General features: G+C 33.1%; 13 protein-coding genes. All 13 read left to right on the forward strand.

Annotated features, from left to right (window positions below; all coding sequences use genetic code 11):
- The first annotated feature begins 2 nt into the window (after positions 1 to 2).
- The 13 genes from LBP67_09110 (at position 3) to LBP67_09170 (ending at position 14,334) form a co-directional block, all read left to right on the forward strand.
- Positions 3 to 764, forward strand: a complete 762-nt coding sequence (locus LBP67_09110; GenBank protein MDR2085136.1) for a DUF6089 family protein — start codon at positions 3 to 5, stop codon at positions 762 to 764.
- The gene (gene uppS, locus LBP67_09115; GenBank protein MDR2085137.1) at positions 764 to 1,501 is read left to right on the forward strand and encodes a di-trans,poly-cis-decaprenylcistransferase; all 738 of its coding nucleotides are present in this window, start codon (positions 764 to 766) and stop codon (positions 1,499 to 1,501) included. Before LBP67_09110 ends, uppS begins: the two co-directional genes overlap by 1 nt.
- Complete coding sequence (locus LBP67_09120; protein MDR2085138.1) at positions 1,491 to 4,109, forward strand: outer membrane protein assembly factor BamA; 2,619 nt, start codon at positions 1,491 to 1,493, stop codon at positions 4,107 to 4,109. The genes uppS and LBP67_09120 overlap by 11 nt, the downstream gene beginning before the upstream one ends.
- Positions 4,110 to 4,347: 238 nt before the next feature.
- Entirely contained in the window at positions 4,348 to 4,860 is a 513-nt protein-coding gene (locus tag LBP67_09125) for an OmpH family outer membrane protein (protein ID MDR2085139.1), read from the forward strand.
- 95 nt (positions 4,861 to 4,955) lie between these two features.
- Positions 4,956 to 5,468: an OmpH family outer membrane protein gene (locus LBP67_09130; GenBank protein ID MDR2085140.1), complete on the forward strand. Its 513-nt coding sequence runs from the start codon at positions 4,956 to 4,958 to the stop codon at positions 5,466 to 5,468.
- Between the two features lie 103 nt (positions 5,469 to 5,571).
- On the forward strand, positions 5,572 to 7,425 hold the full coding sequence (locus tag LBP67_09135) for a 2-oxoacid:acceptor oxidoreductase subunit alpha (GenBank protein ID MDR2085141.1): 1,854 nt from the start codon (positions 5,572 to 5,574) through the stop codon (positions 7,423 to 7,425).
- 2 nt (positions 7,426 to 7,427) lie between these two features.
- Positions 7,428 to 8,450: a 2-oxoacid:ferredoxin oxidoreductase subunit beta gene (locus tag LBP67_09140; GenBank protein MDR2085142.1), complete on the forward strand. Its 1,023-nt coding sequence runs from the start codon at positions 7,428 to 7,430 to the stop codon at positions 8,448 to 8,450.
- A gap of 239 nt (positions 8,451 to 8,689) precedes the next feature.
- Positions 8,690 to 9,472, forward strand: coding sequence for a porin family protein (locus LBP67_09145; GenBank protein ID MDR2085143.1), 783 nt, complete (start codon positions 8,690 to 8,692; stop codon positions 9,470 to 9,472).
- Complete coding sequence (locus LBP67_09150) at positions 9,469 to 10,509, forward strand: S41 family peptidase (protein MDR2085144.1); 1,041 nt, start codon at positions 9,469 to 9,471, stop codon at positions 10,507 to 10,509. Before LBP67_09145 ends, LBP67_09150 begins: the two co-directional genes overlap by 4 nt.
- A gap of 6 nt (positions 10,510 to 10,515) precedes the next feature.
- The gene (gene pth / locus LBP67_09155) at positions 10,516 to 11,082 is read left to right on the forward strand and encodes an aminoacyl-tRNA hydrolase (GenBank protein MDR2085145.1); all 567 of its coding nucleotides are present in this window, start codon (positions 10,516 to 10,518) and stop codon (positions 11,080 to 11,082) included.
- Position 11,083: 1 nt separating this feature from the next.
- Complete coding sequence (locus LBP67_09160; GenBank protein ID MDR2085146.1) at positions 11,084 to 12,697, forward strand: S41 family peptidase; 1,614 nt, start codon at positions 11,084 to 11,086, stop codon at positions 12,695 to 12,697.
- A 166-nt stretch (positions 12,698 to 12,863) separates the two neighbouring features.
- On the forward strand, positions 12,864 to 13,322 hold the full coding sequence (locus LBP67_09165; GenBank protein ID MDR2085147.1) for a hypothetical protein: 459 nt from the start codon (positions 12,864 to 12,866) through the stop codon (positions 13,320 to 13,322).
- A 472-nt stretch (positions 13,323 to 13,794) separates the two neighbouring features.
- The gene (locus LBP67_09170; protein ID MDR2085148.1) at positions 13,795 to 14,334 is read left to right on the forward strand and encodes a UpxY family transcription antiterminator; all 540 of its coding nucleotides are present in this window, start codon (positions 13,795 to 13,797) and stop codon (positions 14,332 to 14,334) included.
- Positions 14,335 to 14,394 lie beyond the last annotated feature (60 nt).

Genomic DNA, 14,394 nt, shown 5'->3' on the forward strand with positions numbered 1-14,394 from the left:
AAATGAAGATAAACAAACTGATATTAATATTCTTGCTGTTGGTTACCGCTTTTTCTTGTTTCGGACAAAGGATGGAAGTAGGAGTCAATGGCGGTGCAAGCTATTATCTCGGTGATATTAACCCCGGAAAACACTTTATTGAATCGGATTATACTTTCGGACTTTATTATAGATATAATTTTACCAAAAGAATTTCATTGAAAGTCTCAGGTAATTATTTAAGACTACATAGTGCAGATGAAAAAACCAAAGAAGACTTAATTAGAAATGCATGGTTTAAGTCCGATATGATTGATATTAGTTTACTTGGTGAAATTAATTTTCTTCCTTTCTTTATTGGTGCAAAGCAGCATATATGGACTCCGTATCTTACAGGTGGGTTCAGCATTGGGCTCCCGATGAATATTGAAGGAGGTTTCTTAAATGATGAGTTTACCTTTAATAATGAAGGTTTATATAGCGAAAGAGAATCTGTCGGACAAAAAAATTCAATTATACCGAATTTGGTTATAGGATTCGGTATTAAAGTCTCTTTATCAAAAAAAGTAGGAATTCATGTAGAATGGGTTATGCACAAAACATTTGTAGATTGGATTGATGGAATTTACTATTATGACAATTATGATTTTTTCGACAGAAATAATATTTTATATGTATGTAATACTACCAATACGGATTGGTATTCAATGTTTCAACTAGGATTATCTTATAAATTTGAAATGCCGAAAAAGAAAAAATGTTTAGAACATTTGAATAATTTCTGATGATGAAAGAAAAATCTTTACCAAAACATATCGCTATTATAATGGATGGCAACGGCAGATGGGCAACGGCACAGGGCAAAGATCGTAGTTACGGTCACTATAAAGGAGCCGATTCCGTTGACGAAGCTATCCAAGCTTGCATGTCTAAAGATATCCCTTATCTTACTTTATACGCTTTCTCTAAAGAAAACAACAATAGACCTAAAGGCGAAGTTGATGGTCTTATGAAACTGGCAATTGATGCGGTTAATGATAATATTGAACGCTTGAAAGAAAATGAAATCAGAGTCAGAATTATCGGTGACCTAAACAAAATGTTACCCGAAGTTGTTGAAAAATATAAATGGTGCATGGAGGAAACTAAAAATTATAGCAAGCTTACTTTAATTCTTGCGTATAATTATTCTTCCCGCGACGAGATCACACGCGCTACTCAAAAAATAGCTCAAGATATAATCGAAAATAAAATCTCTGTTAATGATATTAACGAAGAATTAATATCAAACTATTTAGATACAAAAGATTTCCCGGATCCGGATATGATTGTTCGTACCGGTGGGGAAAAACGACTTAGCAATTTCTTGCTCTGGCAGGCTTCTTACGCCGAATTATTCGTTACGGATATCCTTTGGCCGGATTTTAAAAAAGAAGATCTGATTAGTGCAATAGACGATTATATGAATAGAGAAAGAAGATTCGGTTTAGTGATTAATAAAAATGATGAAAATGAAAAATAGGCTACTTTTAATATTGTTCTTTGCTGTTTTGATAAGTACCGAATTATATTCGCAAGTCACTTTCTCAAGCGAATTGGATAATATAAATTACAACAGGCCAAAAGAATATACTATTGGTGGAATCTCCGTATCCGGTGTTAAATACCTTGATGAAAATGTGCTGAAAATGATTTCCGGACTTAGAGTAGGAGACAAAATTACCGTTCCCGGAGATCAGATTTCAAACGCAATTAAAAATTTGTGGAAACAAAATTTGTTCGCAGATATTTCTATTACTGCTACATCTATTGTTGATGATCAAATTTTCTTGAATATCTACATGGAAGAAAAACCAAGACTTTCCAAGTTTGCTTTCAAAGGAATAAGTAAATCCGATGCCGATAACCTGCGTGATGAAATGAAGATTGTGAGAGGCGATGTGGTTAATGATAATATGTTGATGAAAGTTAATAATACAATTTCTTCATATTATTCCAAAAAGGGTTTTTATAATGTTAATGTTGATATCCTTCAAGAAAAAGATACTGCCGAAATTAACAGCCTTATACTTACTTTCGTTGTCGATAAAAATAATAAAGTTAGAATCAGTAATATAAACATATCCGGAAATGATTTTCTTGATGATTCACAGGTTAAAATGACATTAAAGGAAACCAAACAAAAAGGTAGTTTTACCGCTTTATCATATATTGATACGCTTTTTATTTCGACGGTAAAGAAATCTATTACTTTCGACTACGGTGAAATATTATATAATATAGGGAAATATGCAGTCCAAAATACTAATATTCGTTTATTTAAAAGTTCGAAATTCGTTGAGGATAAATGGGAAGAAGATAAATTACGTTTAATCGAAAAATATAATTCGCAAGGATTTAGAGATTTTAAAATATTGAGAGACTCCGTATATTTTTCCGAAGATAGACAAAGCCTTGTTTTGGACATAGATGTATCTGAAGGACAAAGATATTACTTTAGAAATATTACCTGGGTTGGAAATACTAAATATACCGCTGATGAACTTAATTCTGTTCTGAAAATTAAAAAAGGCGACGTATATAATAAGAAAGAACTTGATGCTAATCTGAATTTTAACTTGACGGGAATGGATGTTAGTTCTTTGTATATGGACGACGGATATCTTTTCTTTAGAGTTAACCCAATGGAAGTTCTTGTGGAAAACGATTCTATTGATATTGTTATCCAAATTGTTGAAGGTAATCAAGCTAATATCAATAAAGTTAAACTTTATGGAAACTCCAAAACCAATGATTTTGTTGCTATGCGTGAGATACGTACTCGTCCGGGTGATTTGTTCAGCCGCTCAAATATCATACGCTCGCAAAGAGAATTAGCAAGCTTGGGATATTTCAATGCCGAAACAATTACTCCCGATGTTCAGCAAAATCCGATGGACGGAACCGTTGATGTTATTTATACAGTTGAAGAAACTTCTTCCGACCAACTTGAACTTTCTTTAGGATGGGGTTACAGTAGACTTATCGGTACTATCGGTGTTAAGTTCTCCAACTTCTCTTTAAGAAATATATTTAAAAAAGAAGCCTGGCGACCGGTTCCTGTCGGTGACGGACAATCTTTATCCTTTAGATTTCAAACTTACGGAAAACAATATATTAATTTAAGCGCATCATTTACCGAACCATGGCTCGGAAGGAAAAAACCTAATGCGTTTAGTACTACTTACTATTATTCCCGCTATACTAACGGGCTCGCTAAAACAAAAGAAGGTTTTGGCTCTTTCCAGCAACATGCCGTGATTTTAGGTTTAGGAAAAAGATTACAATGGCCGGATGATTTCTTTACTTTGTATCAATCAATTTCACTAATACATTATAATATTAATAATATGGATGTGTTTGATAACGGAATGACTGACGGGTTCTTTTATAATTTTTCATACGGAATAACCCTTTCGAGAAATTCTACCGACCAACCGTATTATCCTCGCAGAGGTTCCGATATTTCTTTGAGTTTGAAACTAACTCCGCCGTATTCTCTTTTCTCGCAAAAAACATCAAGCGATTATGAGGCAATGGATGCTGCCGACAGATATAAATGGATTGAATATCACAAATGGGATTTCAGAGCTGCTTATTATCAAAAATTAATAGGAGATTTAGTTTTGATGGTAAGGCTTAGATACGGTTTCCTCGGTAGCTATAACAGCGAACTTGGAATTACTCCATTTGAAAGATATTATCTCGGTGGTGACGGACTTTCCGGTGCATATAATTATGACGGACGCGAACTTATCGGCTTTAGAGGTTATTCAAGCGAAAGTTTAAGTCCTAATTCCGGCGGTACGGTTTATAATAAAAATACACTTGAATTAAGATATCCTATTTCCCTGAATCCTAATGCAACCATCTATGCTTTATTATTCTTGGAATCAGGTAATTCATGGGCTTCAATTAAAAACTTCAGTCCGTTCGATACCTATCGTTCTGCAGGAGTTGGCGTACGTGTATTTATGCCGATGTTCGGCTTATTAGGTCTTGACTGGGGTTACGGATTTGATCCGGTTCCCGGAAATTCGAGCGCAGGCGGAAGTCAATTCCATTTCTCAATTAACGGATCTATTGATTAATTGGTAATTAAAATTGATAAATTGGCACAATGATTGATAAATAATATAGCTATCTGAATATTTGAAATTTATTAAACAAACAATTATGTAAAGATTCCGGGATCTATCTATTTGAATATGAAAACATGTAACATCGAACTTTCATGAAATATTTTACAGTATTTAAAATAGCAATGTTGAACATCGGGATTCAGAATCAAAACTAAAAAAGAGTATTAACAATTAAAATTATTTTTATATGAAACGTTATTTTTTAGTAATAGTATTAGCAATTTTTAGTATGAGCCTTAGCGCTCAGAAATTTGCTTATGTAGATACGGATTATATCTTATCTAAAATTCCGGAATTTAATGATGCACAAGCCCAATTGGACGATATGGCTAATTTATGGCAAAAAGAAATCGAAGCTAAATTTTCAGAAGTCGATAAAATGTACAAAGACTATCAGGCTAACAGAGTTTTATATCCTGAAGAAATGAGACAAAAAAAAGAAAATGAAATCTTAGCCAAAGAAAAACAGATTAAAGAATTTCAGCAATCTAAATTCGGTACCGAAGGCGAACTTTATAAAAAGCGCCAGGAATTGATAAAGCCGATTCAAGAAAGAGTTTATAATGCTATTCAAGATGTTGCCGAGAAAAACAATTATGCAATAATATTTAATAAAGCCGACGGAGTTACTATGATTTATACTAGTGCAAAGTATGATATTAGTGATGATATCTTGGATAATTTAGGATATTCATATTAAAATTAAAAATTATTGTTGTTTTATAAAATTTGTTTACCTTTGTACACTGAAATTTTATAAAAATTTGAGAAATAAAAATTATAATTAAAATAAAAATGAGAAAAGTATTAATCCTCGCAGCAGCCTTAATTTGCTGCTTTTCTACAGTAGATTTGCAAGCTCAAAAAGCAAACAAATTCGGTCATGTTGATTTTGCCGCATTATTCGAATTAATGCCCGAACAAGAAAAAATCAGAAAAGATTATGAAGAATTCTATAAGACAATTGAAGGACAATTAATTGCTATGCAACAAGAACTTCAATCAAAATATACTGCTTATCAACAAAGTCAAGCGAGTATGTCTGATATTATTAGAGAAACTAAGGAAAGAGAAATTGTAGATTTACAAACTCGTATTGAAGAATTTCAAGTTTCCGGTCAAAAAAGATTAGCTGATAAAGAAACCGAGCTTATGCAGCCCTTGATTGACAAAGCTAAAAAGGCTGTTGAAGATGTTGCTAAAGAAAACGGATATACTTATATATTTAATAGTACGGAAGGCTTATTACTTTATGCAGAGCCGTCTGATAATGTTATGAACTTAGTTAAAAAGAAATTAGGTCTTTAATATAGAGAAATAGATAAGATTATCAAATAAATACAGAGGCACTGAGTAGTAAAAACTTAGTGCCTTTATGCTTTACGGTATAAATTATTTTAATTTTAAAATCATGACAGAGAAAAAAAGTAAGGTAATAGAATTAGAAGAAGTAGTTGTAAAATTTGCCGGTGATTCCGGTGACGGAATGCAACTGGCCGGATCATTATTTGCAGATAACACAGCAACTGTTGGTAATGATTTCGCAACTTTTCCAGATTATCCTGCTGAAATCAGAGCACCTCATAATACAATATCGGGTGTTTCAGGTTTCCAAATTCATTTCGGATCTAAACTTGTTATTTCTTCTGGCGATATCGCCGATGTATTAGTTGCAATGAATCCTGCTTCATTGAAAGCTAATCTCAATAATGTAAAGTACGGTGGTACAATAGTTGTAGATGCCGATACCTTTGTAGGAGATGGTATCACAAAAGCAGGCTATACCAATAGTCCGCTTGATGACGGCTCATTGAAAGACTATCATCTTATTGCCGCACCAATCACCAGCCTTACTCGTGAAGCTCAAAAAGAGCTTGGCTGTGATAACAAAACAGCTGATAAATGTAGAAACGTCTTTGCTTTAGGTATAATTTATTATCTATTTAACAGAGAATTAGAATCTACTTTTAAATACTTTGAAACAAAGTTTGCCAAAAATCAAACTATTGTTGAAGCAAATAAAAAAGTCCTTGCAGCAGGTTATAACTACGCAGAAAATGTTGATGCAAACAAAACAACTTTTATAGTAGATAAATATCCTTTGAAAAAAGGTAAATATCGCTATATTACAGGTAATAGTGCAACAGCTTGGGGTATGATAGCCGCTGCTGAAAAAGCCGGACTCGAACTTTATCTCGGATCCTATCCTATTACTCCTGCTACTGAAATTCTTATTGAACTTGAAAATAGAAGAGATCTCGGGGTTAAAGCTTATCAGGCTGAAGACGAAATAGCGGGTATATGCTCTGCTATCGGTGCTGCCTTTGCAGGTGCTCTCGCCATAACAACTACCAGCGGTCCCGGACTTTCTTTAAAAAGTGAAGCTATAGGACTTGCCGTTATGACCGAATTACCGATCGTTATTGTTGATGTTCAACGCGGAGGCCCTTCTACAGGTTTACCTACAAAAACGGAACAATCCGATTTGTTACAAGCTCTTTATGGTAGAAATGGTGAAGGACAGGTTGTCGTTATCGCTGCTTCATCTCCCGGTAACTGTTTTAACTTTGCTTTCGAAGCAGCTAAAATAGCTCTTGAACATATGACTCCGGTTATACTTCTTACCGACGGATATATTGCTAACGGTTCTGAAGTTATACCTGTTCCTAAACTTGCTGATCTTCCAAAAATTACTCCGCGCCTCGCTAAAGCTAATGACCCTAATTATGCTCCATACCGTAGAGATGAAAAAACTCTTGCAAGACAATGGGCTATTCCGGGAACTGAAGGTTTAAGACATAGAATAGGCGGATTGGAAAAAGAAAATATAACGGGAAATGTTTCTCATAATCCCGAAAATCACCAACTTATGGCTACTCTCCGTGATGAAAAAGTACAAAGAGTGGCTGATGTTATTGGTGATCAAAAAATTATCGGTGACCAAGAAGGTGATTTGTTGATAGTTGGATGGGGTGGTACTTATGGTGCTCTTAAAAATTCCCTTGATAGCGTTAAGAAAAAATATCCTGCAAAAAAAATTGGTCTGGCTCACTTTAACTATATTAATCCACTTCCGAAAAATACGGAAGATGTATTCAAAAAGTTTAAAAAGATTGTTGTATGCGAACTTAATTTCGGGCAATTTGCTAAATATCTTAAAATTAATTTGCCGCAGTTTAAATATGAACAATATAATAAATTGAAAGGTTTACCTTTCTTTGTCTCTGAACTTGTTGATGCTTACTCAAAATTATTAGAAGAATAGTCATGGAAAATATATTAAAGCTTACAAAAGAAGATTTTATTAGTGATCAAATGGTAAAATGGTGTCCGGGATGCGGAGACCACGCTATTTTGACTTCCTTGGAAAAAATAATGCCGCAACTTGGTAAAAAGAAAGAAGATATTTTAATAATATCAGGTATCGGTTGTTCATCAAGAAGTCCTTATTATATTAATACGTACGGATTCCATGGTATTCACGGTAGAGCTCTTCCTATTGCTTCCGGTGCTAAAATAGCAAATCCGAATCTTAGCGTATGGGTTACTACGGGTGATGGAGACTGCCTTGCAATTGGCGGAAACCACTTCATACATACTATAAGACGTAATATGGATATAAAAATAGTTCTTTTCAATAATGAGATCTATGGACTAACTAAAGGCCAATATTCCCCGACAACTCCTTTGGGAAAAGTTACTAAAACTTCTCCTATGGGCACTATAGAAGAACCGTTTAATCCGGGAGAACTTGTTATTGGTGCCGGAGGAACATTCTTTGCCCGTTCTATGGATATGAACCTCAAAACCCAGGAAGAAATTTTATTGGCAGCATCACAACATAGAGGTACTGCCGTTACCGAAATATTGCAAAATTGCGTGATATTCAATAATGGAGCCCATGCTTACATTAATGACAGAGAACATAGAGCCGATAGATTGATTCATCTCCAACACGGAAAACCTATGATTTTTGGTAAAGAAATGAATAAAGGCATTCGTTTAAGCCCAAATTCATATCAGTTGGAAGTAGTTAATATAGGTGAAAACGACATCACTGTTGATGACCTCCTTGTTCATGATATTCATCAGGAAGATAGAGGTGTTCATATGATGTTGGCACGTATGAAAGCTCCGGATTTTCCTGTTGCCGTTGGCGTTATTAGATCTGTAATTAGACCGATTTATAGTGATTTACTTATAGAACAAATTGTACGAGCTAAAAACTCTTCAACTATAACTAATGCCGATGAATTAATGCAATCAGGTAATACCTGGAATGTAGAATAATGTGTGGAAAGGTTTGAAAGTGCAGATGTGTTAAATAAATGATATTGTCATCTCTAACAAAGAGAGAGATTTTAAGAGTTAAAATCTTAATGACAACTGAATTTAATAATTAATAAAATCTTGATATATAGACAAACAAAGTTATAAATTTTGTGATTCTTCTGTATATGAATTGTTTTGTAATTGATAGAAGTGCAATATCAAAACATAAATTTTAAACTTTGAACCAAAAAACAATTATGAGAAAATTTTTACTTATAACATGTTGTTTATTATCGTTTAGCTTATCTGCACAGAATAAATATAATGCCTTATCCTTTAACGTCGGATTATCTCAACAAAACTTACTTAATAAGTTTAATAGTCCCATAACATATTCGGGATTTGGTATCGGCGGAAGTCTCGGTTATATAAATACTGATTATGACAAAGTACATCACGAAGTCAGATTGTCCTTTTCCGTATCAAACTTAAAACCTGTGTATATTGATCCGGCTTCGTACAACCCGAATGTTTATGTTTCTTCAATAAATGCCGAACTTAAGTATCGTTATGCTCAAAAAGTTTATAATTTCTCAAACGGAATTAAACTTTATGCCGGCGGAAATGCGATGATAGATTTCGGGTTACGAAATAATAGTGTTATGGGTAACGGAAGCACGGATATTAACCTTTCATTACTTTCTTTGGGTATATCCGGCGGAATGTACTATAAGATAAATCAGAGAATGAATCTGCTCTGGTTTATTGATATTCCGATAATTTCATATATATATTGCACTCATTATTTAGGAGGAGTTTTTGTAGATGAAAAAATTGAATTTAAACTCGCTTCTTTTGGCTCATATCAAAAGCTTGCTTCTGATTTATGTTATGAGTATTATTTGAAAAATGGAAATGCTTTCCGTGCTACCTATGCTTTTTCGGTTATTAATAATTCTAACAACCAAAAGCTTACCATCGGAAACCATACTTTATTTCTCGGATTCTTGTTTAATCTCTCTAAACCACGGAAATCATGAAGAAAATATTTATATTGATAATAACTGTTTTTTCGTGTATAATAACTTCTTGCGATATGTTATTTATGACCAATGAAGCAAGTAATGATGCGGTGGACAATTTCGAGTCTATGTGGAAACAACTTGATGAAAAATATTCTTTTTTCGAATATAAAAATATTGATTGGGATTCGGTTTATAATGTTTATAAACCGATGGTTCTTTCTGATATGGATGAACAGGATCTTTTTGATATTCTTTCGAAAATGATGAACGCTTTATACGACGGACATTCAAATATTTTTGCTCCTTTCGATTATTCTAGAAATTGGAGTTGGTTTCTTGATTATCCGCCTAATTTTGATCAAAATATTTTAGAAAGAAACTATCTCGGAAATGATTATTCCGTCACAGGACCTTTTAAACACAAAAGACTAGAAGGCAATATAGGATATATTTATTATTCAAGCTTCTCCGGTTCATTAATTACACAAGAACAATGGGATTACCTTGTTAGAGAATATGTTAATACTAATGCAATAATCTTTGATATTAGAAATAATGGCGGAGGATATATGGCTAATGTGCAGTTTATTGCCTCTCAATTAATTAATGAAACCTGTACATATGGTTATTATAAAGTAAAAAATGGTCCTGAGCATGATAGTTTTAGTGATAGAATAGACCTTACCGTTACTCCTGCAAACAAAAATAAAGATCATGAAGGCTGGCAAAGACCGTTGGCTAATAAAGATTTTTATCTTCTTACAAACAGGCATTGCTATAGTGCGGCTAACTTTTTCGCAACGTTTATGAAACAACGTCCTAATACGGTTATTATCGGTGATAATACTGGCGGTGGCGGCGGATTACCGATGGATTACCAATTGCCGAACGGATGGAATTACAGGTTTTCCTCAACAATTACTTACACTAATGATGGTTTTAATATCGAACACGGTATTGAACCTGATATAAAAATGGATATGTCTCAGGAAGATATTGCTCAGGGTAAAGATTCTTTTATCGAAAAAGCTTTATCAATTATTGGAGATTAATAGAAAATGGATAAATATTTAATCGTCGGACTTGGAAACCCGGGTGTGGAATATGAAAATACCCGCCATAATATTGGTTGGATAATACTTGATGCACTTTGTAAAGATCTTGATACTCCTTTCAAATCGGAAAGATATGCGTTAACAAATACTCTTCGTTATAAAGGAAGAATGTTAAAACTTATTAAGCCGACAACATTTATGAATCTTAGCGGAAAAGCAGTGCGCTATTGGCTTGATAAAGAAAATATTTCAATTGAAAACTTATTGGTTATCTCCGATGATATCGACTTGGATTTGGGGGTTCTGAGATTAAAAACAAAAGGTAGCGGAGGCTCTCATAACGGATTAAATAATATTATTGAAATTCTTGGTACGAATAATTTCAGTAGATTGCGCTTTGGAATTGGTCATGACTATCCTCAAGGTTATCAAGTAGATTATGTATTAGGAAAATTTAACCACGAGGAAACGGAATTTCTAAAAGAAAAAATTAACTTTGCTGTTTCTGCTGTCAGAAGTTTTGTCACTGCAGGTGCAAGTTTTACAATGACTCATTATAATAACAAATAATATGTCGCAAAAAACAAAATCGTATATTCCTCTTATAATAGCAATAGCTTTATGTATAGGGTATATTCTATGCTTGTTTATCAACAATGCTCCTTTAAGAAACGCGCATTTTATTTATAAAAACAATAATCGTGAGATTGATAAATTCGAAAGAATAAAATATCTGATCGAAAATAAATATGTAGATGAGGTAGATATTAATCATCTTGAAGAAATAGCTATCGTAAGTATGCTCGACAGCCTTGACCCGCATTCGACCTACATAAGCGCCGAAGATCTTCGCGCCAGCCAGGAATCAATAAAAGGTAACTTTGAAGGAATTGGAGTTCAGTTCAGAATAGAAAGCGATACTGTTTTTATTGTTAATACCATTCCTAACGGGCCGTCGGAAAAGATGGGAATTCAAGCGGGCGACCGCATAATTACTGTTAACGACAGCCTTATTGCCGGTGTTGGAATTACCAATGCTAAAGTTATGAAACTGCTGAAAGGACCTAAGGGAACTTCTGTTCGGGTTGGCATTCACAGAAGGAATGTTGATGAGTTGCTTCATTTCGAAATAATTAGAAATGTTATAGACAGCAAGAGTGTTGATGTTGCTTATATGATTGATAATAGTTTGGGCTATGTTAGAGTTTCGTCTTTTAGTTTAAAAACAGGAGATGAGCTGCATGCTGCTTTGAAAAGACTTAAAAACCAAGGAATGACGGAGTTAATTCTTGATCTGAGAGGTAATGGCGGCGGCGCTTTAAGAAGTGCTGTTGAAGTTTCTTCGGAGTTTTTTGAAAGAAAAACTTTAATTGTTTATACTGAAGGTACTCATAGCCCGCGAAATAACCTCTACAGTTTTGGTGGAGGACAATTTATTAATGACAAGTTGGTGGTTCTTGTTGATGAATCTTCTGCTTCCGCAAGTGAAATTGTTGCGGGCGCTATTCAAGATCACGATAGGGGAACTATTGTCGGCAGAAGAACCTTCGGAAAAGGTTTAGTTCAAGAACATATTGAACTGCCGGATCAGTCGGCTATACATCTTACAGTTTCACGATATTATACTCCAAGCGGAAGAAGTATTCAAAGATCTTATTCCGGCGGTAAAGACGAATATTATGCGGATTTTCTGGATAGATATATTTCGGGAGAATTAATTTCTGCCGATAGTATTCATTCTTTTGATACTACACAAAAATACTTTACATCTTCAGGTAGAGTAGTTTACGGCGGCGGCGGTATCAATCCGGATGTTTTCGTACCTATTACTAATTTGAAAGATAAAGAATTTTATTATCAATTGATAAATAAATCTATAATCTTCAGATTTGCCTTCGATTATACAGATAAACACAGGAAAGAACTTATTGATAAATATATTGATCCGCAAGGCTTTATTAAAGAGTTTAATGTTACTGAAAAAATGCTTTTCGAACTTCTTTCTGAGTCTGAAAAGAAAAATATTACTTTCGACAAACAAGGTTATGATGCGGCAAAAAATGAAATAAAAATTTTGATTAAAGCCTACATCGGAAGAAATTTATTTGATGATGAAGCGTTTTATCCTATTTACAATCAGATGGATAATGATGTGATTGAATCGATAAAGGTCGTTAAAGAATAAAAAAATCTAAAATATTCAGCAACAAATTAATAAATCATTATCAATTGCCTATTTTCATAAATTGATATTATAATATAAACCATCATTCCAATAGGAAAATATAAATAAATCATATAGTTGTATATAAACGAATAGCTTAAGAATCAATAAACAAAAATATTTACTTATGAAAAAATTATTAAAAATATTGCCGACGCTTTTTATTGTAATTTTAATTTCTTCTTGTACCAGCCAAGAGGATATTGAGAATTTTATCGGTAATTATGAAGGTAGTTACCATGGTTATCAACGCTTAACATTTGGGTATTCTTATGAGCAGGAAGATTTTTCTGGTGAAGAAACCTTTTCTATTATTTATAATGACGACGAGTCTGGAGTACTTTTATTGATGGACGATCAGGTTATACCCGGAAAAGTGCGAAATAAAAAAGTAAAATTTGAAACATATACCATAACAACAGTAAATGAAGAAAATAATAAAGCAAATACGAACTATACAATGGAAGCTAAGCTAAAGAACGGTGAGTTGCGTTATGGTACAATAATTGAAGGAACTGCTGTTGTCGGCAATTCTATATTGCCTATTGACGGTTTTATTGAAGGAAAGGCTAAGAAAGTTAATTAAACGGTAAAGGGTTATAAATGAAATAATAATATGTTATTTGTTATGTTTTATTAATAAACCGATTATCTAAAGTTAATTTATGTATAGAGTAATATATCAAATTATGTAAAAATTCTTTAATTCTCTATACAATAATGGTATAGCTGAAAAATAAATTTTCATTGACTAAGTTGCTATAAATGAATTGGATTTTTTTAAAAGTCTTTTCTTTAAATTCTTTAATTTTTGTAAAATATTTATATCTTTGCAGCGTTTATGGTACTTATTCTGAGATAGAAAAAGCGCTTAGTGCCGGAGCGTTTTAGTAAACCAACGTAAGCGGCTAAACATGGCTGTAGATCAGGCGGTTACACTCGCGGTGATAACTTGGAGGTATGCGTTATCAAGTATTTATTATTCAAATTAAAAAAATAATAGATTTGAAAAAAATTCCTTCAAAAAATGAATTATAAATAATTAGTGTGAAATCTCTATGATTAGACAAGATAGAAAAGCTTGGTATACATTGAAAGTTACTTATTGTAGAGAAATGAAACTTAAAAAAATATTAGACGAAAACAACATAGAGAACTTTATTCCGTTACAAAATAAATTAATAGTTAAAAATAATAAAAAACAAAGACAACTAATTCCTGCTATTCATAATCTAATTTTTGTTAATGCAACAAAATCAGATATTGATGATTTAAAACAACAACTTGCAACTACTATCCCTATTAAATACTTTTTCGATAAAAATACCAATAATCCTATGATTATTCCGTCTTTTCAAATGAACAGTTTTATAAAATTATCCAGGACTTATGATGACGGATTAATTTATATGAATGCTTCAAAAGTCGTATTTAAAAAGGGTGAAAAGGTTAGAATTATAGATGGTCCCTTCAAAGGTATTGAGGGGCAATATATGCGTGTTCAAAATGATAGACGAGTGGTTATTGCTATTGAGGGTATAATGGCTGTTGCAACGGCTTTTGTTCATCCATCACAAGTACAACGACTTGATGACTGATTTTATAATTCGGAACTCGTTAATACGTTTCTTATTTAAAAGAAGTAATTTGTAAAGAAA

Source organism: Bacteroidales bacterium, assembly GCA_031276035.1.
In the GTDB taxonomy this organism is placed as follows: Bacteria; Bacteroidota; Bacteroidia; order Bacteroidales; family BM520; genus RGIG7150.